The organism is Lysobacter auxotrophicus (genome assembly GCF_027924565.1).
In the GTDB taxonomy this organism is placed as follows: domain Bacteria; phylum Pseudomonadota; class Gammaproteobacteria; order Xanthomonadales; family Xanthomonadaceae; genus Lysobacter_J; species Lysobacter_J auxotrophicus.
Genome location: NZ_AP027041.1, coordinates 3,666,965 through 3,688,810, shown reverse-complemented (window position 1 = coordinate 3,688,810; position 21,846 = coordinate 3,666,965). Strand labels below are relative to the sequence as shown.

Below are 21,846 nucleotides of genomic sequence, written 5' to 3'. Positions count from 1 at the left end.
ACTATTGCCAAAAGACGGTGGGGGGACGATGGAGCGACTGGAGGGATTGGCGGCTTTGACCGGGTGAGCGCCACGGCGCTCACCCGGTCAGGGCGCGTGTCCTGTTTTTTTGGCCCCTGCGGTTGAAAACTTGCTATTCCTGCCATTCGTGGCACGAATAGCACTGCCATTGGCGGCCCGCTGTCCTGAATTCCGGTCAGCAGGCCGTCCCCTTCTTGAGCGGGCCCAAGGACTAGAGTGGGTCGCAACAGCGCATGGGATCGCCATCCGGTTCAAAGTTTCCGCGCATTGTCTACCGAGCGTAGGACGCGCGTTCTTCCGTCGTCATTGTGCGGATCCGTGCTGGACCCAGATAGCGCTCAGGTGCCCGGTGGATGCCACGTTCCCGTAGGGTCCGATGGTCGACCCGGGGGTCGTGTCCGTACTTGGCCAGGGCGGCGTTGATCTCCTCGGCGGCAGCCTTGCGCTGCGCAGTCAAATGACTGTGCAGCGCCTGCGGTGTCTTGCCGCCGCTGTCCTTGCGGCGACCGCCTTTTTCCGGATGCTTCCGGTTGTAACGCTTGAACATATGCTCTGGTGAACGCTCGATCCCGTCCGGTACACGGTCGCAAATCACGATATGCACGTGGGGGTGGAGCTCGTCCCGCAGCGAGGAGCGCGACATGTGCAGCGCGAACTGGAAGGGCTTGGGCCCGGCCAGCCGTCGGGCTTCCCGCCATGCCAGTTCGGTCAGTTGTTCGATCGTCAGGACGTTGGGCAGGGAAATCGTGAATGAGCGGAAGGTCGATCCGTTCTTTCGCTCGTTCCGGTCGGATGCCTGCCAGAGCAGCATTGGCTGGTCCAGCGCGAATGACGGCATGTTGCCGCGACCCGTTGCCACCAGATCATTGCGGGCCGCGTAGGACCCTTCGCGGGTGATGTAGTTCAGGTGGTCGGTCGCAGTACCGCGCTTGCCGCTGCGGATGCCGAAGTGCAGGGATTCCATGGGTTGATTCTCTCTTGGTAATAAAAAAAGCCAGCGAGGGTGGCCTCGCCGGCTCGGTGTGGGTTTGGCGATGTCTATGGGAAACGGTTAGTGCACGTCGGCTTTGCCCCTACTACCTCGACTGGCAATGGCGCGCATCTGTCGTGCAACTAGTTCAACGAATCTGCTTCCCATAACGTACCGTTACACCAGTATTTTTTAACCAACATGCAGACAGAGCAGACCTGGGATTCAATCGTTCGCCGATCAGTGAGTGCGGCCTCGAAGGTGACAGCTGCTACCCCTGCGACGCCAGCAACATTTGCGCATGCGGATGGGCGCGTTGACCATGAAAAGTGCCATGTGACTTGATACCCGGAATCGGGTCATCGCAGTGAAGGCCTGTTCCGCAACGCTGTGGCGGTGCAGAGGTGCAGCCGTGCGAGGTGAACCGTGAGGCCATGCGCGACAACGCCGCTGCGGTGAGCCTCGACCAAAACCCTCCCTTCGGGTAACTCGGAACCAAGCGCGGGCCAATCAGGCCGCAAACCGCTAACCCATCCCCCTGACCGCACCAGGTGGGCTCAACACCGGGCATCTCAACTTTCGAGACGCCTGTCTGTAATATCGCTTGGAACCGCGGACGACAACCTCGGGAGGATCGGCTGGGGAGGCGCTTGCCGGTTAGCGCCGAGACGATCCGGTGTCGGCCTTTCGCTTGGCCGCGACGTTATCGTCCGATTCAAACTGCCAAAGGGGGAGTGTCCAGATGAGCCACGCGGAAGCACAGGACTTGACCAATCTTCCGGATCCGTCACGCCTGATCTACGGGCTCAGGGATACCGGCTACGACTTCAACACTGCAGCGGCCGACATTGTCGACAATTCGATTGCAGCTGGCGCAACCGAGGTGAACATCAGGGTCACCTTGGAAAAAGACGGGCGGAAGTTCGTCTATTTCGGCGACAACGGTTCTGGCATGAGTTCATCCGAACTGTTTCATGCCATGCGCTATGGCGCTCCCAAACGGCAAAATCTGAAAAGTCTGGGCAAGTTCGGACTCGGCCTGAAAACTGCCTCCAGTTCCATCGGCAAGAAATTTACGATCATTACGCGCAAGGACGCTTCGGCTCCGCTCGAAAAGCTTGCTTGGGACCTGGAGCATGTGGAGTTGGAGAACAAGTGGGAAATGCTGAAGGAGCCAATCACTCCAACGGACGACTTTTATTTTTCCGAACTGTGCGGCGACAAGGGCACGCTGGTCATCTGGTCGAAGTGCGACAGGCTACTCGACAAGGACTACGAAGAAGCGGGCGGCACCAAGGAAAAGAATGCGATCCGGACACGCGTCAATAAGCTCCGCGATCACCTCGCTCTGGTGTTTCATCGCTTTATTGATCCCACGGACAAGCGTGAACGGAACGTTTCGATCACTCTCGATGGCACGGCCGTTCAGGCATGGAATCCTTTTTATCCAGAGAAGTCCGAGCAGGTTTTGCCGCCCCATGCGCGGGCCCTGAAAATCCAAGTTGAAGACGGATCAGTCCACGAAGCCAAGCTGGCGGCGTGGATTCTTCCTCATCGGAAAACCCTTACCGATGAGGAAAACAAGATTGCGAAGATCTCCAATCGGGCTCAGGGGTTTTACGTATACCGCGAAGGACGAGTGATCCACTGGGGCGGCTGGCTCGGCCTGTTCGACCTCGAACCCCACTTCTCCCTCATCCGGGTCGAATTCGATTTCGACCACCTGCTGGATGAGGCCTTCAAGATTGACGTGAAGAAGTCGAAGGTCCTGTTTGACCCAGCTTTGGAAGAAGTGCTGGACAAGATCCTCACTCCTTTCAGGAATGAAGCCAACAATCGCTATCGCCGCAAGGAAAGGACCATTGCGGCGGAAACGGTTATCAATCATCAGAGCGCCAACAAGACCATCGCCGCATCAAATACCCAGACGGCCTCAGTATCGGCTGTTGACATCGCCACTCAGACTGCGACCGTCAACAACCGGCTTGGTCAGGGCATCAAGCTTCATATTCCTGTCGAAAACAACGTCAACGTGAAGTCGATTTACGTCGAGACCGTTGATGACATGACCAGTGGCCTGCTTTGGGAGCCTGCCGTAAGGAGTCCGAACCAGTCCGGGCATCATGTGAGTGTTCGAATCAACAAGCATCACGACTTCTTCCAGAAGGTGTACCTCCGGGCCGGTTCGCAAGGCTACACAGTTGACGGCATCGACTATCTCCTCTGGGCTTTTGCCGCCGCGGAAATCAACAACTCAAATCCGGAGCTGGCTGCGGTATTCGAGGACCTGCGAGATGAAATTTCGTCGAACCTGCGAAAGCTTCTGAGAGACACTCCGGCGGCGAGCGAGGATGACATCGAGGAGTTGTTGCCTGCCCAAGCCGGTGCTGAGCAGTGACAGGGGACAGGGTGAACCTGCTCAAGCAGGTTCTCGAACTAGGAATTGGAGCTGGAATTGAAGTCAAGCTGGACAGGGCCGGCTTGAGAACTGGACTGCGTGCTCATTTCTCCGATCTGGAGCCAAACAATGGCCCGATTGTCACTGTCAGACCCTCCGGGCTCCGGCGCCATCTGGTTCTCCTGAAATTCGGAGACTTTTCCACGCCGTGCATCCGGCAAATGCAAGCAGCGAACTACGAGCAGCAGGCCACCGCACGTGGCTTGCTGAAGCAAATTGCCCGATCCCATGACCTGAGAATCAATCCGGGCTACGGCTTGGATGACTGGGTGGTCAGCGGCGGTGACTTCAATATCGAAGTAACCGTCAGAAATGTTGATGAGCACGACAGTGCCAATGCGGTTGCAGACACTGCAAAGACCATCATGGTGCCCTTGATGGCCGCGATGGCCGAACTCATCGGCTATGACGAGTGGACTGACAAAGTCCCGGACATCGAAGGTGAAGTGACAGAGACGCTGATACGGAAGCGCGAAAGAAGCCGCCGAAACCGCTATCTCTGTCTATCCATTCATGGCAACAAGTGTGCCGCCTGCGGGTTCAGCCCGCTGGAGGCGTTTGGCGAAAGCGGAAACATCATCGAGGTCCACCACCTCGAGCCGGTTTCCCTGCTCGAAATGCCGAGGCAATACGATCCTGTCTCCGATTTGATCCCCCTGTGTCCTAACTGCCATCGGCTGATACACACCAGGAAGCCCGTCCCCTTTTCGCCTGATGAGCTGAAGGAACTGCTGGTCGATGCTCGCTCCTGATCCGAAAACATGGCCACGCGAATTTTCGGTTCTTGAAAAGGATCCGCCTGATGGCTGGATCCTTTTCACTACCGTACTCGACCCGGTCCTCTCCATCGTGCGGGAGAACAATGGCTATGTCGTAAATTTGGGCGCACGCCTTGTGCGGCGCGCCGGTACCCAGTTCCTTACCGCGCCATCGCCCGAATTCAATTGGGTATGTGGGAATGGGCTGATCTATCCGTTACCCAAAGATGTCCAGCCTGTCATCAATAGAGTGCTGGCGGGAGCAAACTCAGAATCGCTTTCGTTTCCTGAAGTTCTCAAGCTGCAGCAAACGGCCAAAGATGAGATCCAGGTCGAACTTGACGAAAGCGTTCTGGTTTCCGCCAATGACGCGGCCGATCGTGAGACCGCGCCTCTAGTTGTTCCGAACCTGCAAGCCAATCTTTATCCATATCAGAACAAGGGCGTTTCATGGATGCGGAATGCCCTGTCGAAAACGGGTGGGGTCATCCTTGCCGACGAGATGGGCTTGGGAAAGACCTTGCAGATCATTTCTCTTCTCCTGCTTGACCCGCCAGATTCAACCTCTCCTGCATTGGTCATTTGTCCGACTACGCTGATCGCCAACTGGGTTCGCGAATTCGGAAAATTTTCTCCATCGCTGACCGTGATGATCCATCGCGGCAGCGGAAGGGGCACGCTCCCGCGCCACCTGCTTGGTGCGCAGATCGTAATCACTACCTACGACACGGTCGTCAACGACCTAGTCCTGTTTAAGGCCGTCGAGTGGTCATGGCTGATTTGCGATGAGGCGCAAGCCCTGAAGAATCCTGATTCGCAGCGGCGACAGTCCGTCAGTGACATTCCCAGGAAACGCACCATTCCGGTCACGGGTACGCCAGTTGAAACGAGGTTGCTCGACTTGTGGTCGCTAGCCGATATTGCGATTCCGGGACTGCTCGGTACACGGGACGTTTTCGAGGCCTCTTACTCCGACACCGACGATTCGGCTCGCACCCTGGCGAGAATTACATCGCCAATAATCCTCAAGCGGCGCGTGAAAGACGTAGCCCAGGATTTGCCGGAAAGGACCGATGTTCTTGTTCCGCTGGAACTCGATGCTGACTTGGCCAGCGAATATGAGTCTGTGCGGCTAGAGACCCTCCACAAGTATCCGAAAGCAGGTTCATTGGTCGCAACAGGGCAGCTCCAGATTTTTTGTGCGCATCCGGCGCTTGTGAGCGGGGGAATGGAGTCGGATGAATGGGAGGAGCTTGTAAGTCTTCGAGGCCGCTCCGGCTCAGTGCGAATGACGCCGAAACTGTTGCGCACTATCGAGCTGGTTATGGAGTCATTTGCAAACAACCGAAAAGTTTTGATATTCGCCAACTTCAACGCATGCGGTCCCATTGTCCGGTCCGCTATGCATCTTCCTGCATCGGTCTACTGGGGCGCCATAAATGGCTCCACTCCCCAGGAAGATCGACAGCGAATCGTTGACGAATTCGAGAAACACGACGGGGACGCAGTTCTAGTTCTCAATCCCAGGGCGGCTGGCGCCGGGCTCAACATTACCGCTGCAACCGTGGTCATCCACTACACCCAGGTGTGGAACCCTGCACTCGAAGCTCAGGCCAGCGCCCGGGCACATCGGCGAGGCCAGAAAAATCCAGTCACCGTCTATCACCTCTACTATGCCGATACCGTCGAGCAGGTAATGATGGACAGATCTCAGATGAGGCGTGAACTGGGAGCCGAGGCAGTTCCGACCAGTGCCGACGATGCAGCTGACCTCAGTCGCGCACTTTCCATCTCTCCTGTCAGCAAATGAAAGCAACTTTCGCCAAAACACTCAGCGCAAACGATGTGGGCGCAACTGGCAGCCACCAGGCGGGCATCCTTGTTCCAAAGGCTGACAAGGAGTTGATGGCGTTCTTTCCGGTGCTGGATCCAGCCATATTAAACCCGGATGCCTGGATCATTTGCATCGACGAGTTCGGGGATGAGTGGAAATTTCGCTATGTCTACTACAACAACCGTCTCCATGCCGAGCATGGGACCCGGAACGAGTATCGCCTTACGTATCTGACGAAATTCTTCAAGAGGATGGGAGCGAAAGCCGGGGACAGTCTCCTCTTTTCCACGACAAACGAAGTCGGCAAATACCGTATTTCTCTGAAGCGAAAAGAGTTACCTGCCGAAGACTCGCCGCCAGGTGTGATTGTTCTTCAGGGATGGCGCCGGGTGCATTGAGTCATGAGTCATTCGCTCTTCTATCGGCTGGATAATTCGCTTCATTCCCTCCCTGTGTCCAAGATTGGGATTGGCGATCTGGCAGAGGTCCTGCAGAGCGTAGGACTCGGAACGCTTGGTTCGCTGCTTGGAAGGCTTGAAATCGAGCCTCGCACACTCAGGATGATCGTGGGGCTTCGGCGTGATGACGCCGATGTCATTCAGCGAAGGCTGGATGCGCTTTCGCTCATGGTTGATGACTATGGCTTTGTTGACTGGAGTGAGTTCAATGGGCTTCCGCCGATCTCTCCAGTTGGCGAAGGCCCAGATTCGGCGAGCAGCACGGATGAGCCTTTCGTTGGCCCCGTTGCGCCACAGTCGCCCTTTGGTCCTCTTTTTCCAAAGTGCGATGTGACCAATGGAGAGGAATTTGTTTCGTCAATCCCTGAAGTCATCAAAGCGATCCTTGAGACACGAGGATCCGAGACGGACAGGTTGATCCTTACTGGGCGGATCCTCCGGTTCCCGGAAGAGCGCATGACGCTGGAGCAGGTGGCGACCGCGTCTCCTGTCCAGGTAACACGCGAAAGAATCCGGCAAAAGGAAGCAAAGCTCATCCAGTTGCTACTTTCGGCCTTCGTACTCGGTCGGCAACGCAAGCTTGGCATCTCGCTGCGGACAAGCTTTACAGGCTATTGGAAGCGTGCATCCGAGTGGTTTGGCGCAAAGGAGGAGATCAATTTTCCCGATTTCCTGGACGGACTTCAGACCGCATGGGATGTCCCGGCAGAACTCCTCTTTCCCCATTTGCCGCTTATCTTGACCATCCTTACCAGCAAGGCTTCCATTCCGGAGGTCTTGCGTGCCCAGATGAAGCTCGACCCTGGCCTCTTCTTGCCGCTGAGCCAGCATCTCCGGTCGGTTCCGCTTCATTCGATTCCACTGGGCGAACCAGCTACGGATCTGGCGAACCACGGCCTGACGACCTTGGGCGACCTCTGGGATTCCTTCAGGAGCGGCGCGGGCCCGTCACCTCATACACGCTCCGGAAAAAATCTTCGGAAGGTGGCTTCTCTTCTAAGAGCATCCATTTCCATCGATGGATCGATCGATTTTTTCGCCTACGCGAAGGCGATGAATCTGGAGATTCTTCCGGAGCATGACCCGGATTCGGCCGAGGAATTTGTAGAGGCATTGCCTCTAATCGTCGAGAAAATCATTCGTGCGAACAGCATTACCGCGCGTGCTGCCGACATTTTCAGAATGCGGATAGCTGTGCTCAGGGCATCACGGCCCACGCTGGAGCAGACTGCCCTCGCGCTCGGCACCTATGGTCCGTCGGTCAAACGTGAAGAGTCGATCATGTTGACCGCTCTCAACGACCAGCTTGTGGATGGGGATTTCTCAACGGCCAAAGCCTTGCTTCAGCCAAATTTCCTTCGCTACTGGCGAGAGGCTGCTGATTTCTACGCCAGCAGCCACGGAAGCTTCGGCAGCTTCCAGGTACAGACTTCTCTGAAGTGGGGCATCCCGCTTCCATCCAGCGGCGTTGGAACTGAAATCCTGTGGGCTGTGCTGGACGAGTACCCCGGCGGCCGGCGGTCGGGAAGGAAGGCTCGGCCCCAAGTCGTCCCTTCGAGCATCTCTCAGTCCTCTGCGCCTGGTCTCATAAGGCTCCGGGGTTTCCGAAGCGTCCACTGACTGCCCTTACCCCAGCGGGCGGGCTGATTCGCAGCGTGTGAGATGAAAATCGGACATACTGTCCGCATTCCGTCCCGCCGCCGAGGTCGCCCATGCAAGACGCCCGCCAGCTTCTGACTGCCCTCCGGGGTCGCTACAACCAGACAGAGTTGGCCCAGGCCTTAGGCATCACGACCCGAACCCTGCGGCGCTGGGAGGTCGGGGAGACCGACCCGCCGCCATATGCTGCTGACGCGATCCGCCAGCGCCTGTTGCCCTTGGCCAATGAGTCGGGAGACTGCGACTTCCGCTTCATTGACCTGTTTGCAGGTATCGGGGGCATCCGCATGGCCTTCGAGGCTCACGGCGGGCGCTGCATGTTCACCAGCGAGTGGAACTCCTACGCGCAGAAGACCTACCTGGCCAACTTCCCGGAGTCGGCCCACGCCCTGGAGGGCGATATCACCAAGGTGGACGAGCGCGACATTCCGGCTCATGACGTGCTGCTAGCTGGCTTCCCCTGCCAGCCTTTCAGCATCGCTGGCGTATCAAAGAAGAACGCGCTGGGCCGCGCCCACGGATTTGCCGACGAGACCCAAGGCACCCTCTTCTTCGACGTGGCTCGCATCATTGCAGCCAAGCGTCCGGCGGCGTTCCTGCTGGAGAACGTCAAGAATCTCGTCAGCCACGACAAAGGCAACACCTTCCGGGTCATCAAGAAGGTCCTGGAGGAGGAGCTTGGCTACCACATCACCTGCAAGGTTGTGGATGGCGCGCACTTCGTGCCGCAGCACCGCGAGCGCATCCTGATCGTCGGCTTCCGCGACAAGACCGATTTCACCTTCGACGACATGTATTTGCCGGAGCACAAGCCGAGGATGAAGGGCATCCTGCACCCGCAGGACGGAAGCGAGGAACCGGAGGGGCATTACACCGTCGGGCCGAAGGCCAAGGTCGACGACCGCTACACGCTCACCCCGAAGCTCTGGGCCTATTTGCAGGCCTACGCGGAGAAGCACCGCGCCGCCGGCAACGGTTTCGGGTTCGGGCTGGTCGGCCCGGACAGCGTGTCGCGCACGCTGTCGGCCCGCTACTACAAGGACGGCTCGGAGATCCTCGTGTCCCAAGGTCCACGCAAGCGCCCACGTCGGCTGACACCGCGCGAGTGCGCCCGTCTGATGGGCTTCCCTGAAGATTTCATCATTCCGGTCAGCGACACGCAGGCCTACAAGCAGTTCGGCAACAGCGTGGTCATGCCGGTCATGCGCGAGGTTGCCCGTGTGATGAAGCCGCGCATCATGGAACTGATCGATCCCGAGCTGGCCCGGCAGAAGTCGCTGCTGGCCGCCTGAGCCGCATGGACATCGTGGACCAGGCCACGCGCAGCCGGATGATGTCCGGCATCCGTGGCAAGGATACGAAGCCGGAGCTTGCCGTCCGCCGCGGGCTGCATGCGCTCGGCTTCCGCTACAGGCTCCATCAACGAAGGCTGCCGGGCAACCCGGATGTCGTGTTGCCGCGATACGGTGCGGTAGTGTTCGTGCACGGCTGTTTCTGGCACGGCCATGACTGCCGGCTTTTCAAACAGCCTGGGACCCGGCAGGAGTTCTGGCGAACCAAGATCGGCCGCAATCGTGAGAACGACCAAAAGCATCTGGCTGCGCTGCTCGAGGCGGGCTGGCGCGTGGGTACGGTTTGGGAGTGCGCCATTCGGACGGATCCCGCCGTCGCCGTGCAGCGATTGTCAGAATGGCTCCGGTCCAATGATGAACTCTGCGAGATAAAGAGCTAAGTGGTGAAGCGCGGCTACCTGTCAGAGTATTTTGAAGGCGTGGCGGTCAAGCGATTGTCGGCCGTCGAGGCCGATACGACGCGATCGAACCAGCACGAATACAACGCCACGAAGGACATGCTGGCTTTCATGGGACGCCCATCCGGGCGTACCCGATTGCCTGCGCGGTTCATCTACCTGGACGACCAGAGTGACGAACCGATCATTGAGGACGCTTTCCTGACGCTGTACGACAGCCGCGAGAACCAGCCTCTCCGTTCTGCCGAGTACCGCTTCTATTTTCCGACCACTACAGTTTCAGAGAAGGGCGGTGAAGGGGATCTGCTGCTTATAGCGAAGCGACGTGATGAGGGGCTGCTGGTCGTGATTGCCGCCAACGGTTCGAGCGCGGTGAACCAGATCGAATGGCTATTCGGTTTCGACGATGAGGGGCTTCTAAATTTTTCCGTGCGTTCCGAACTCGAAGGCGAGAACGACAAGGTTGGTTTCGCAGCAACCATCATTCTCGAAAGCATTGGTATCGAGGTGGAGCAGCGGGAAGAAAGCTATCTCGAAACCATGCTGGCGCGCTTCGGCGGAAGGTTCCCCAAGACGCTGGATTTCTCAGCTTACGCACGGGAGACACTCGCGGAGATCGATCCACGTGACGACCCGGACGCGGCGCTCATGGCCTGGATGGAGCGCGAGGAAATCCTGTTCCGCACTCTGGAACGCCATCTGATTGGAGAGAGGCTGGCGCAGGGTTTCAGTGGCGACCAGATCGAGGACTTCATCCAGTTCTCCCTGTCTGTGCAGAACCGGCGCAAAAGTCGGGTCGGTCTGGCCCTGGAAAATCACATGGAGGTTGTCCTGGCCTCGCTGGGAATCCGGTACAAGCGCACGGCCATTACCGAAAACAGATCCAAACCTGATTTCCTCTTCCCGGGGCAGAACGAATACCACGACAGCGGATTTGATCCTTTGCGCCTTTCCATGCTCGCGGTCAAGAGCACCTGCAAGGATCGCTGGCGGCAAGTGCTGGCTGAGGCCGACCGGATCGAAGAAAAGCATCTGCTCACTCTGGAAACCGCAATCAGCGTCAACCAGACCAGCGAAATGCAGGCCAAACATCTGCAGCTAGTTCTGCCCCGTGGTCTGCACGACACTTATAACGCTGAGCAGCGGCAATGGTTGTTCGATGTCGACGCATTCACCCGCTTGGTGCTGGAACGGCAGCAATAGGTTGAAACCGTCAACGATTGCCCCGTCGTCGCGTGCAGCTTTCAGGAGAGGGCGAAAATTGGCGGAATAGGGGCCGAGAGACCGCGAGGCGGTAAGCGGTTCGCTCGATGGTCGTGTCATCAATTCCCCCGTCCGAGTGGGAAGATCGTTCAAAATCTTCAAGGTCGTCTGCGACCCTGAAACGAGAAAGCCCGCCGGTTCTTGCGGGCCGGCGGGCTGGGTCGTGGACTGGCGGTTCGATCAGCAGATCGGGCAGGAATTGAAGTACTGCATGTTGAGCGCAATGGAGTCCTTCGGCTTCTTGCTGTCCCCGTACACCACCGGCCTGACCCACACTGCCTTGCGTCCCGCCAGAATCTGGAGGGCGCTATGGAGCCGGCTGCTGTTGCGCACGCCGCAGTACTGGCGAACGTGGTTCTTCGGTACTTCTCCAACCCCCCGAAGATAGAAGGTCCGATACAGATAGGCGTAGACGCTGTCGGCGTCCATCTCCTCGGGAGCGCGCTGCAGCGGCGGCGAAAAGAGCTGCTTGTACTCGTTCATGTGCCACCCAGCGATCGTTTCTGCCCGGGAGAGGGTGTCGCGGGAAATGGAGCCAATAGCACGGGCACGAGCCTCGGGGTCAGCCGGGAGGCGGGAGGTGTCGAGCTCGAAGTAGTGCAGGAGGCAGGCAATGCGGCCGACGATGTCCATGTACTTGTTGCCGAAGTCGCTGATGTCGTGGAGAAACTGGCCAGGCTGGAAGCTGGCCTCGACGTTGCCGGCGATCTGAAGCCACAGAACCTTCGCCTGCTCATCAAACTCAAGGACGTCCCGGCTCACGCGTCCGGACTGGAGCATCTCCTTATAGGCCAGGAGCAGCTCGCGAAAACGCGCATGGAAGGGCAGAAGGTGCTCAAGCGGCTGGTTGAGCTTCGGCTCGCGGCGCCCTTGGATCGAGGGAGACCGCGAGAACAAGAAGCGGGCGCAGAAGCCGGAGGACTGCACGATCTTGCCTCGCTTAGCGAAGAACTCCGCCAGCACGTCCGGCTGGATCATGAAGCTGATGGTCAGTCGCGAATCTCGGGCGACGAGATGTTTGTGCTCGGCGCGATCGAGCGACAGCAGCTTCTTGCCATCCCAGGCACTATTGAGGAAGCCGTAGTGGCGCATCACTGTGCTGGAAAGCAGGGTCTGCCCTTCGTCCGTCAAAAGGGCCATGGCCTTTCCGTTGCCGTCGAGCGCCTCAAAGATGGAGCGCTTGTTGACATCGGTGTAGATGAAGCGGTGCGCCCTGTTCCGGGCAGGCTCCTGAGCTTCGATCGCCGAAAGACGGGCCTCCGCCTCGGCGACCTCGCCCGCTTCGACCAGTTTCGCGTACTGACCGAGCACCCGCTTGTGGAGGGCAGCCCAACGTGCGTACGCCTTCTTGTATGCGTCCTCGTGGTCGTCTTCCTGTTCGATGACCTCGATGTCGTGGGCGTAAAGCGGGGCACAGAGCTCGGCTTCGGCCGAGGACTTGCGATCCCCGGAAATCGCAGCAATCGCCTGATAGAGAACGCACGGGCGGATCTGCCCGGACAACGGATGCCGCCAGTCGACAAGGGGACTCAGCGCAATCGAAAGTGCAGTCAGACAGGACGTGCCCGCAATGATGTCGGTGACTTGGACGTTCTTGGCCAGCTCTTCCGCCGCGCGTTGGATGCGCGGCGGGAAGGCATGGGTGGGATAGGAAGACTGGTTGAGGATGAACATGTCGGTTACTCCGAATGGGCCAGAAAGTGGTCGGCGGACTCGCGCACGGGGCCGTTGGTGTGGGGGCGGGCGGGGTCGTTGGGCTCCGCCGAGGTCAGACGGTGACCACAGGCGACGCAACAGACGGGCTCGCCACTGGCGTCCCGGCGGGCACGCTCCCGCTCGAGCATTTCGTTGAACTTGCGGGCGCAGACCTTGGCTTGGACCAGTTCGTTGAAGGCCGCCAGGATGTCCTTCAGGAGCTTGCCGTTGGCGAGATGGGCCTCGAGCTTCGGATAAAGGTCCCGGACGTACTGCTGGGCGAGCTCGCGCTTCGAGGGCTTGGCCTTCGCCAGCAGGCGGTCGAGCTTGTCCTGGAGCGCTTGCACGCCGGCCCTTTCGACAGGGGCCTCCGGAGCCCGAAGGCCTTCTGCGGCCGGGAAGTTGTTGTTGTGCGTCATGCTCTTAGCCTCCGTTCCCGTGATGCAGCTGGGCGCGAGACGTCAGGTACGCCATCACGGAGGAGTCCCACCACACCGACGGCGAACGCTCGGTCGTGCCCAACTTAAAAGGGCGCGGCATAGCCGGGTCGTACGAGGCCGACTTGGGGTTGAGGCGGTCGTAGAGGCAGCTCTTGGAAATACCCAGAATCTGCAGAACTTCGGGCAATCGGATGGCGTGGCCCTGATTCGGCGCAGGCCCGCATTCGCGGGACTTCAAGGCTTTGACCCCTTCGAAGATCGCCTCCAGGCGAGCAAGCACCTGTTCTTCGATCAGCCAGCGCAAGTTTTCGTAGTGCGCATCCCGAGTGAGGGAGGATTCACCGCACTTCGGCGGGGTGGCCCGGTAAGGTGCCAGGGCAGTTACGGCGGAGCGACGCATATAAACCTCGTAGATGACGCTGCACATTGCAGCGTGGCCATCGTCGGAAGTTCTCGGACCGTCGTCGTCCGTTATGAACGTGACGCTTGACATGTTCGCCTGCTTCAGGCAGGCCGCGTTCTTCACTTCAAAGGCGCTCTTCCAGCCCTCATAAGAGGGGAACGTCTGAGGGGGGGACTGAAAAGCGGAGGTCTTTCGCCCACTTTCCCGGCGGCCGCCTTCTCGGGCCGGATGATTGTTACGCCATGGCTCGCTGCATTCGTTCCGGTAAGGCCCATAAACTGAAGGAACGCAACTATTTCGTCCCGAGTTGGGTGCGTCTCAGGCTTGTCGTTCTGGACGTTGATGGGGGACCAAAACAACTTGGCGGCAGTGACTAAAGCAAGCATGTCCGGCGTCACTGACGACTCCAACTTCCTCGATTTAGCCAAGCTGGAGGGATCGCAGGCATCAGCCGCAAACTTTACGAGGGAATTCGGATTTGTGCCCTTTTTACAGAACGAACGGAATTTATCGTTCAAGTACTCGACGGTGAACGCCCTTTTTCGGACACGCTCGTCGGTTCCCAGCCCCTCGTGCTTGCGCCAAAGGACCTGGTTTGCCTCGATCATCTCTTTCAGCTTTCCGGAGATGTAGGGCGGGAGTTCTTCTTTGAACGTTCCGCCGTCAAAAAGATCTGAAATGAAGCTGTAGGACGTCAGGTTGACGAGGAACCTTTTTGCATCGGCGTCCCGGATGCAAACGTGATCGGGACGAACGACGAAGCTGGCCTGTATGACGCTGCGGCCGTCGATTGAAAGCAAATCGGCCGCGTTTGCCTCGTCCGAGGCGTCATACCCATCAAGGATTCGGAATATCCCGGCACGCCAGCCCACAGGCCGGAACGTGTGGCCGGACGTGCTCGGAAAAAGTCCGCGGAAGCAATCCCAGCTCAGGTTGTTGCAGATGACTGTATCGAAGGACTCGATTTCAACGGGGTTGCTGCTAAGAAGCGCTTCCAGAGTTGGGGCGTCTGGGACAAAACCGACGAGCTCGCCTTTGGGTAGCCGGATTAACGGTCCTTGGGTCAGAGGCATCGCGTCTTCATCGACGCGAAACAGCGCGTACTCCACGGCCTTGGGTGGTGGCTGGACAAGGAGTTTCAGCCGCCCTTGTGACGCGTGGTGCAACAGCGATCTGGCGGGGATGTTCAGCCGCTGCTCCCACTCTCGCAGAGATCTCTGTTCCCTCGCGCCCTGTCTAAACTCAACGTCGTGGAGCATGGCCCGCTGATCGCGAGTTTGGGGTTGTTATGATAGCGCCGTGCTCCGAGCCAACAGTCCAGGGTGAACCAGCGCGCCCGCGCAGCAGCAAGCGCGAAAGCGAAGGTGAGGTTGTCCGGTGTGGTCCGGGTTGGTGCGGCTCCAGCCAACCAAAAAGTGGACCAAGTTGTGAGTCAGGCCGTCGAAAATCTCTTTAGAAAATCAACGTAGTCAATCGCTTACCGTTGTAATGCGGTTGCTGGTGGGGCACTGGTCGTCGCGAGCCAGGCAGGCTCACCGCACTGTGGTACCCAGAGGGCCTTCAGAAGGAAGGCCCGAGCGAGAGCTCCTACCTCGATAGTCGCTGGAGGCGGGTAAAGCCGTGCCGCAATGACGGAGCTACCCGACACAAACATCGCCGAAGGAGCGCGCACACGATCTGCTCAAAGACGATCTCAGCCAGGTGTGATGAGATCCAGTCCGTCATCAGAATTGCTCCTTACTTTCGGGGTCAGTTGAACTCCTCGCCAACAACGCTGACACCGCTGCGCCATCGCGCCGGGTCAAGTTCGGAACGTAGCGCGAGTACACAGTGAACAACATCTCAGTGTTCACATGGCCAAGGAATCGGGCGATCCATTCCGGGTTCTCGCCGGCTGCCAGCAAGACGGTCGCAGTCGTGTGCCGGGTCTGGTAAGGACGGCGACGGGCGATTCCGAGGCGATCAAGCAACGGGTAGAAAACGCGATTGGTGAAGTTCTTTGCATCAATCGGGCCTCCGCGCGGAGACGCGAAGACATAGTCCGTACCCAGAGGTCGTGCGACGGCATGACGCTCAAGCAACACCTCCCTGACAGGAGGCAGCATCGGAATGTCACGAATGGAGTGCTCGCTCTTTGCGTTCTCCTCCGTTTCTCCCGCCGAGAACGTTTCCCTAACCAGTACGACGTTGCGCTCGAGATCCACGCGGCCCCACTTAAGCCCGTTGATCTCGCCGGTCCGCATTCCGGTGAAGAAGCGACAAACAAGGTAGTCGCGGTAGTCCGGACGCACCTCGTCGCAAAGGCGGCGCACTTCTTCCAGAGTAAACGGCTGAACCTCCGGCCTCTGAGACTTAAGCTTCCTAATCCCTGCAAGTGGGCTCTGGAAACCATGGCGGTTGGCCGCCTCTCCCATTGCCTGGCCAAGGATGACGAGGATCTTGTTGATGCGGGACGCCGACAAAGTGCGCCCACGGTGGCCTGGCAGCTTCGCCAAGTGGGCTCTGAACTTCATGACGTCCGCGCGGCCGATCCGACTCAGCTGCATTGCCCCGAACCAGGGGAGCAGGTGCTTACTTGCAATGTCATTCACCCCCTGGATATGCAGGCGGCGCCACTCAGGCAATTTCTCCATTCGCCATTCGTGGAAGAACTCTTCAAAGGTCGGGGTCTGCGTCATTGGCGGGTGCGTCAGCGAGGGTAGGGAAGTTGCAGGCTGTGGCTGCCAATCGATCGAACCTGAGGCGGGCAAGGCCATGTTCCACGTAACGTCTACTTTCATTCGAATTCCCGGTGAGGCGAAGCACGTCGCTTCGCGTCCTTCCTTGATCTCATGGGGAGCTCGATTCCAAAGTTATCCGCACGAGGTCAACCTTGCTCTTTTGGAATATTTGCCGTCGGATCACTGGCACATCAGGGATCTGCATCGCGTGCATCGCTTCGCGGACGGCAGATGACTATCAATAGCGGCAGCCAGCGGCCTATCTCGTTCTTCCGACCCTTGGCTAACCATTGAACCTTTCGGCAGCCGTCGTGGCTCGCAACTTTGAACGTAACACCTGAACCCGCACCCTGGACTGCAAGAAGCACAGTTCTAGCTTCGCTCTCTGTCCAGTCGCGTTTGGCAGCCCTGAACACTTTCATCGAATGAATGAGCTTCTCAACCGACTCCCGCTCGGCAGGACTTGCAGGGTTGGAGAAAAAAAGCCGCAGATCCCGGTATAGCTCCGAGAGGATTGCCTTAGGTGCAGAAGGCATCGCCCGGTATGCCGTAAGCGCCCGGGCGACTGAGGCGTCGCTTGGCGCCTGCGCCACAAGCATGGCTTCTAGCTGGTCGACTTCGCCGGCGCGATAGTCATCGCTCCCCATGGATCCGTCTGCATCTGACTCCAAAGTCTCGGCAGGAGCTGGTGTGCGTGCGGCGGGCGAGTGCGACTTTCGCCGGCGCGACATGGGAGCGCGCGAAGCTATCGTGGCCAAGGCCCCCTTCGCGCGGCTCACTGCCTTGTCCATGCGGTTGGCGACTCAAGCGCGCTGGCGCGCACGGATGTCGCGGCGGACGACGGACTTTCGCTTGATACCGTCCAGCCGAGCGCGAACTGCGATGGGGATGGCGGGCGCCAACCGCTTGGCGTACTGGGCGAGGATCACGTCCATGAAGTGCACATAACTATGCATCGACGTCGTTGGGTCGATATGGCCCAGCAGTGCACGGACTAACTGGGAGCGCGAGCCATGTTCGGCCCGGCGTCCGGACAGGATTTCGGCGTACGGCTTCTCCGCTACGCCGAGTCCACGAGCACTAATGCGCGCGTACCCATTGATCCATTCAAGTGCGCTGGGGTCTTCGATCTCGTCCGTGAAGATGCGGAGGGAAATGAAGGAGGCGGCTGAATGGCGTAGGTGGTGAAACACTAGACTCCCGTCGCCAGAGAGCAGGCGCATTCCCCTCTGTATGACGTCGTGCGTATCGCGGACGTTTGGCGGTGTACCTCCAGTTTCACGATTTGCAAAAAGCAATTCGGCGGGACGAACATCGTCCCGGTCAAGCAACGCCAGGTACTCCTGCAGCACACGCATTTCATCGGGCGTCAGGAACTGCTCAAGCGGCAGTCGCCTGAGCGCTTTGGATGTCTTGCCTGCAAACCAGCGGTTGACGCGGATATCCAGGATTCCGCACAGGCTGCCGTCGGGGTTCGTGGTGAGCATCAGATCGCGGCGCTGCCGGGTCTGCAACTCCTCCCAGCGGGGTCCTATGCGGTACGCCAGGATAGTTAGCACCTGGTTTCGCAGCGCTCCGAACCTATCCGCGCCGGCGACTTCGCTTAGCCAGCACAGCAACTGCTCATACTCGCCAGGCGTGACGATGTTGACGTCAACTCGTCCGACGGAAACCACTGATCTCCATTCGCTGTCGAGCTCAATCCTCGGTCCGCCGATGGCGGTAACGTAGGCCAAGAATGCCTGCAAGCCAGCTCGAGGAACGCCGGCTTGCTGCAAGCCGCTCAAGTCGTGACGCAACTGTTCTAGTCGGTCGGAGATGTCATTGGCGAAATGTGCCGGATCTTGGACTATCGACCACGGATCGAGATCGTGGAGCACCTTTAGCCACCGGTCGCCAAAGCCTTGGAGGTAACGCTGTAGCCCCGCGCGGTGCAATTTCATGCCGATCGCGCTACCGGTAGTAACGACATGACGTGCCCAGCACTCGAATAGGGCTGGCCATCCGTCAATGTGGCCGAACTCATGCCGCCACTTCTCCAATCGCTCGACCAGCTCGGAGGGCTTAGGCACTTGCTTGTCTGGGCCCTTGCCCAGCGCGGCAACCAGGCCTCGACATGCGCGCTGCTGTTCCATGAGCTGTGCAGGCGCCTGCGATGGCGACATGCTGCCGAGGCGCGCAATGCGCAATCCTTCAGTCACGGAGCTGGGTCTCGGCGCCTCCGCCAAGGCCGGCCGGCCAGTTAGCAGCCGTTGCCATGCGGAGTGGGGCAATGAGGGTGCGACTCGTGGATCTGAGACGTACTCGTACAGGATCGGCGGCAGGCGGCTCGCCCACCAGGCGCTCGCATGTCGAACTACCTGCTTCATGGTCAATGCGGTTCGGCCGAGTCGCGCGCACGCGGCACTTAGAAAGCGGTCCGGGGATGGCCGCTCGCGTGTCGGCGCAAACCCGAAGAGCCGGGCTAGAAGGAGTGCGCTGGCGTCGTCGGGCGTCCAGCGGCGAACGTTGGACGCAGGCTCCTCTGCGGGTGGTTCGTCGCTTTGCTCAGAAGCCTGCTTGCGGCGGCCCCGATGGTTTGGCGATCCGGCGCGGGCGATCTGGAAAGCAATCGAAGCGCTCCCTCCCGCTTCTTGAAGTAGTTCTCGCCGATGAGGCAGTTCGGTGAGCTGGCTGAGGAAGTCCGAGTGCACAACAGCGCCTACGAGCGCCGCATTCAGGATCAGTCCTCCCATCAGCACATCGGGATCTTCTGAGGCCAACAGGTCGCCCAAACCTGCAGCGATAGCTGCGCGGAGGTGCTCAGCTTCAGCAAGCAGTCTTCGATGGGCGGGTGTTGCATGGCGCACGCGGCGCGTCCGGCTGGACGCGGAGTCTAACTCCGGGTAGGTCCACCAACCTTCCTGCGCACCTTCGGCAAGCAGTCGGCTAAGTTCGTTGAACACGAACTTCCGATCCTTCGTGGGAAGTGCATGGATGCCTACGTCTTCGAGCGTAAGGTTTTGAAGCTCTGGCGTCCAAGCCGAGAAGCCAGCATCAGCCCGAACCGATATGGCCGTGATGAGCCTTTCGCGGAGTTCCGGGAGAGTGGCCTTCCGCTTGGGAGGGTGCTTGGCATCAGGTTTAAGCCGCACTGCGATAACCCTTACATTCTTCGAAGCCGGCAGCCGCCAAAACTGCTTCAAGCGCCTGAACTTCGTCAGCGCTCCAGGTGATTTCGATCGCACTCCACGGATATCCCGGCTCACACCCTTGGGCGTGATGTCCCATAAGCAAGCCGATGCGTTCGCCGGGCACGCCGCGACGGCGCAACTCATTAGGAAGCGAATGGCGCAGCGCGTTCGCCGCCGCTGGCGCCATGATCTTTCGCCACGAGGCGGGACTGACTGCCCGAACCGTAGGGCTTGAACCTTCCAGCTGGAACCACAGCGGGGCATTACTGAGTTTGAGCGTCTTGATCACGAACTCGCGGTGGCGCTGATACTGCTGCCATTGACGTACCGCGAGCTTCGGGACCGGAAGCAACCGCGCCGAGGATCCACCCTGCGGTTTCTCGTTAACCAGCCAGGTGTTGTTGACGGGCCGGAGGGCAGGGAATCCAAGAGCGAACGGGCGAATGCCGGACGCCGTCATGAACATGGCCATGACATAGTGGGTAAACGCGTTGTGGAACTTGATGAGTTCGGCGAGATCCGTCCGACCCCTCCGCAAGGGCGGCAAAGCCTTCTTGAGATCATCGACGAACGTGGCGATGTCTTCGGGCGGAGGACAGAAGCGGCTGCCGATGGAGCCTTCGATCGGGCAGGGCGCCACGACATCGGGGCAAAGTTCGGTGCCGTAGCGCTCCCCGACCAACGCGAGGGCCTTGGCAAAAGTTTCCTGCATCTCAATGCCGTCATGCACCGCGTAGTGGAGGTCCGCAGCGAACGCCGGTTCGATGGATCTCGCCGACCGCAGGTAGTACTCGAACGCACGTCGCTCCGTGACATCGAATCCAGCGACGAGCAGTTCACGGGACAGGCGTTCGAGACGCAGGCTGCTATTGACCGAGGAGGCGTAGGCACGCAGACGCTTACGGCACTGGACGACCTCTTCAGCAGTGAACAACACACCCCCGATCCGCGACGAGGCGTGCTTATGCAGTGCTTCAGCAACCCCACTCTTCGCGTACGGAAGTGGAAGGTAAATGTGAGTTGCAGGCTTCTCATGACCGTTCGGCTTGGGCAGCGCCCCATTGACGCGATTGGGAACCACGAGCCCAAAGGGTTCGATCACGAGACAGGCGCCTGAATCCATTGCTGTCGCAGCGCTCACGTCGGGAGCGATCCGCAATTCGGTGAGCTGCTCGGGCTGCTGACCACTAAGCAACACTGCTGCGATGACGGCCTGGTCATTGAGCGGGGCGTCAGGCAAGTACTCCCGCAGCCGGGCGCGGTCATAGGGCTGGATCAGTGATCGCGACCCGAACGGAAGGACATGGCCGCTGGCGTGTCGTGCCCGGGCAGCAAACAGGTGGCTGCGACCACTGCCAAGAATTCGGCGGAGGGTTAGCGGCCTAGTGCGGGCGCGAACACCCCTCCAAAGGCGCTGCTTGGCGCGGGCGCCCGCTTGGGTGGGCTCTGGCGTTACCGGAGCAGTCGTGGGCTGACGCTGGCCGCGGATGCGCTGGATAGGTTCCCGCTTGCCGCGAAGGGTCTGGAGTGCGAGCACGTATGGTCGACTGTCTTTATCCCGGAGGCTGCCCAAGGAGCGATACCCGGTTGCCCACTGGCGGATATAGCGGAAGCCGGCGTCGGCGGTGTTTTTGGTTCCGGCGCCGGCCGCCGTGCTGTCGGGTGCGCGAAGCCATGCTCGTATCAGGACGGCGGCCAGACGATCGATTCGTGCAGATGGCGGGCTGCAGGCGAGCACGACCAGCATCGACAGGACCGGCTCTTCATCCATTCGCCCCATGACAAGACCGCGCGGGTCTCCGGGCAGCTCCTCCACTGACGCGTCCACGCAATGGTCAACGTCAAGGCCTAGCAACCGCACGAGCGGGGGGCGGCCTGTGCAGACCCGGATGAGTCCGCGCAGTGCGCCCTTCAGGAAGGCGGCGTCGGTCTCAGCGAAAGGCCGTCCTGACGACGACAGGCGTTTGAGGATGGGGGTGAGGGGCATGTCCATGAGGGACATGTTGGCCGTCCGGCGGCACGTGCGATCACGCTAACCCCCCCTGCGTGAGGGGGTGTTGGGAATATTTCTGGCGGGAAGGCTTGGGAGCCATTGCCCCGGCACGTCAATGCGGCACGTCAATCGGGAGGGTTTTACGTCAATCGCTCAGGCGCGTTCGCCACGCTTGGTGCCAGTCCATGACCCCGAGTCGGGTGGGCAGCGAGCCCGGTCTAAATCGTTGCTGGGGTGACAAATCTGGAGGG

At 59.5% G+C, this 21,846-nt stretch carries 16 protein-coding genes; 8 read left to right on the top strand and 8 right to left on the bottom strand.

The genetic code is table 11. The features are described 5' to 3' along the window. Positions 1 to 292: 292 nt before the first annotated feature. Positions 293 to 985 carry a MobA/MobL family protein gene (locus LA521A_RS16725; RefSeq protein ID WP_281779971.1) on the bottom strand — a complete coding sequence of 231 codons (693 nt, stop codon included), beginning with the start codon at positions 983 to 985 and terminating at the stop codon, positions 293 to 295. 748 nt (positions 986 to 1,733) lie between these two features. Here LA521A_RS16725 and LA521A_RS16720 point away from each other — a divergent pair. From LA521A_RS16720 to LA521A_RS16685, 8 genes are all read left to right on the top strand, one after another. Beyond that, positions 1,734 to 3,389, top strand: a complete 1,656-nt coding sequence (locus LA521A_RS16720; RefSeq protein WP_281779970.1) for an ATP-binding protein — start codon at positions 1,734 to 1,736, stop codon at positions 3,387 to 3,389. Positions 3,390 to 3,400: 11 nt separating this feature from the next. Beyond that, the gene (locus LA521A_RS16715; RefSeq protein WP_281779969.1) at positions 3,401 to 4,201 is read left to right on the top strand and encodes an HNH endonuclease; all 801 of its coding nucleotides are present in this window, start codon (positions 3,401 to 3,403) and stop codon (positions 4,199 to 4,201) included. Next, positions 4,188 to 6,017: a DEAD/DEAH box helicase gene (locus tag LA521A_RS16710; RefSeq protein WP_281779968.1), complete on the top strand. Its 1,830-nt coding sequence runs from the start codon at positions 4,188 to 4,190 to the stop codon at positions 6,015 to 6,017. The genes LA521A_RS16715 and LA521A_RS16710 overlap by 14 nt, the downstream gene beginning before the upstream one ends. Further along, positions 6,014 to 6,439 carry an EcoRII N-terminal effector-binding domain-containing protein gene (locus tag LA521A_RS16705; RefSeq protein WP_281779967.1) on the top strand — a complete coding sequence of 142 codons (426 nt, stop codon included), beginning with the start codon at positions 6,014 to 6,016 and terminating at the stop codon, positions 6,437 to 6,439. The genes LA521A_RS16710 and LA521A_RS16705 overlap by 4 nt, the downstream gene beginning before the upstream one ends. A 3-nt stretch (positions 6,440 to 6,442) precedes the next feature. Next, on the top strand, positions 6,443 to 8,119 hold the full coding sequence (locus LA521A_RS16700; RefSeq protein WP_281779966.1) for a hypothetical protein: 1,677 nt from the start codon (positions 6,443 to 6,445) through the stop codon (positions 8,117 to 8,119). Between the two features lie 92 nt (positions 8,120 to 8,211). After that, the gene (gene dcm / locus LA521A_RS16695; RefSeq protein WP_281779965.1) at positions 8,212 to 9,450 is read left to right on the top strand and encodes a DNA (cytosine-5-)-methyltransferase; all 1,239 of its coding nucleotides are present in this window, start codon (positions 8,212 to 8,214) and stop codon (positions 9,448 to 9,450) included. A 5-nt stretch (positions 9,451 to 9,455) separates the two neighbouring features. Further along, on the top strand, positions 9,456 to 9,890 hold the full coding sequence (locus tag LA521A_RS16690) for a very short patch repair endonuclease (RefSeq protein WP_281779964.1): 435 nt from the start codon (positions 9,456 to 9,458) through the stop codon (positions 9,888 to 9,890). Positions 9,891 to 9,893: 3 nt separating this feature from the next. After that, complete coding sequence (locus LA521A_RS16685; RefSeq protein ID WP_281779963.1) at positions 9,894 to 11,111, top strand: type II restriction endonuclease; 1,218 nt, start codon at positions 9,894 to 9,896, stop codon at positions 11,109 to 11,111. A 240-nt stretch (positions 11,112 to 11,351) separates the two neighbouring features. Here LA521A_RS16685 and LA521A_RS16680 read toward each other — a convergent pair whose 3' ends face one another. From LA521A_RS16680 to LA521A_RS16650, 7 genes are all read right to left on the bottom strand, one after another. Next, a complete protein-coding gene (locus LA521A_RS16680) occupies positions 11,352 to 12,845 on the bottom strand; it encodes a YfjI family protein (RefSeq protein WP_281779962.1) in 1,494 nt (497 codons plus the stop codon). Positions 12,846 to 12,850: 5 nt separating this feature from the next. Further along, positions 12,851 to 13,285, bottom strand: a complete 435-nt coding sequence (locus tag LA521A_RS16675; protein ID WP_281779961.1) for a hypothetical protein — start codon at positions 13,283 to 13,285, stop codon at positions 12,851 to 12,853. Between the two features lie 4 nt (positions 13,286 to 13,289). Continuing rightward, positions 13,290 to 13,832: a helix-turn-helix transcriptional regulator gene (locus LA521A_RS16670; protein ID WP_281779960.1), complete on the bottom strand. Its 543-nt coding sequence runs from the start codon at positions 13,830 to 13,832 to the stop codon at positions 13,290 to 13,292. After that, positions 13,829 to 14,968 carry a hypothetical protein gene (locus LA521A_RS16665; RefSeq protein ID WP_281779959.1) on the bottom strand — a complete coding sequence of 380 codons (1,140 nt, stop codon included), beginning with the start codon at positions 14,966 to 14,968 and terminating at the stop codon, positions 13,829 to 13,831. The genes LA521A_RS16670 and LA521A_RS16665 overlap by 4 nt, the downstream gene beginning before the upstream one ends. A gap of 465 nt (positions 14,969 to 15,433) precedes the next feature. Further along, entirely contained in the window at positions 15,434 to 16,387 is a 954-nt protein-coding gene (locus LA521A_RS16660) for a tyrosine-type recombinase/integrase (RefSeq protein ID WP_281779958.1), read from the bottom strand. 845 nt (positions 16,388 to 17,232) lie between these two features. Beyond that, positions 17,233 to 19,374 (bottom strand): hypothetical protein, encoded by a 2,142-nt coding sequence (locus LA521A_RS16655; RefSeq protein ID WP_281779957.1) that lies wholly within the window; start codon positions 19,372 to 19,374, stop codon positions 17,233 to 17,235. Between the two features lie 178 nt (positions 19,375 to 19,552). Next, on the bottom strand, positions 19,553 to 21,604 hold the full coding sequence (locus tag LA521A_RS16650; RefSeq protein WP_281779956.1) for a site-specific integrase: 2,052 nt from the start codon (positions 21,602 to 21,604) through the stop codon (positions 19,553 to 19,555). Positions 21,605 to 21,846: the final 242 nt, after the last annotated feature.

What these genes read in the sequence shown, in the direction of transcription:
- LA521A_RS16650 (WP_281779956.1), bottom strand. Translation starts at nt 21,604, where the DNA reads ATGTCCCTCATGGACATGCCCCTCACCCCCATCCTCAAACGCCTGTCG.
- LA521A_RS16680 (WP_281779962.1), bottom strand. Translation starts at nt 12,845, where the DNA reads ATGTTCATCCTCAACCAGTCTTCCTATCCCACCCATGCCTTCCCGCCG.
- LA521A_RS16700 (WP_281779966.1), top strand. Translation starts at nt 6,443, where the DNA reads ATGAGTCATTCGCTCTTCTATCGGCTGGATAATTCGCTTCATTCCCTC.
- LA521A_RS16660 (WP_281779958.1), bottom strand. Translation starts at nt 16,387, where the DNA reads ATGACGCAGACCCCGACCTTTGAAGAGTTCTTCCACGAATGGCGAATG.
- LA521A_RS16710 (WP_281779968.1), top strand. Translation starts at nt 4,188, where the DNA reads ATGCTCGCTCCTGATCCGAAAACATGGCCACGCGAATTTTCGGTTCTT.
- LA521A_RS16665 (WP_281779959.1), bottom strand. Translation starts at nt 14,968, where the DNA reads ATGCTCCACGACGTTGAGTTTAGACAGGGCGCGAGGGAACAGAGATCT.
- LA521A_RS16725 (WP_281779971.1), bottom strand. Translation starts at nt 985, where the DNA reads ATGGAATCCCTGCACTTCGGCATCCGCAGCGGCAAGCGCGGTACTGCG.
- dcm (WP_281779965.1), top strand. Translation starts at nt 8,212, where the DNA reads ATGCAAGACGCCCGCCAGCTTCTGACTGCCCTCCGGGGTCGCTACAAC.
- LA521A_RS16705 (WP_281779967.1), top strand. Translation starts at nt 6,014, where the DNA reads ATGAAAGCAACTTTCGCCAAAACACTCAGCGCAAACGATGTGGGCGCA.
- LA521A_RS16675 (WP_281779961.1), bottom strand. Translation starts at nt 13,285, where the DNA reads ATGACGCACAACAACAACTTCCCGGCCGCAGAAGGCCTTCGGGCTCCG.
- LA521A_RS16690 (WP_281779964.1), top strand. Translation starts at nt 9,456, where the DNA reads ATGGACATCGTGGACCAGGCCACGCGCAGCCGGATGATGTCCGGCATC.
- LA521A_RS16720 (WP_281779970.1), top strand. Translation starts at nt 1,734, where the DNA reads ATGAGCCACGCGGAAGCACAGGACTTGACCAATCTTCCGGATCCGTCA.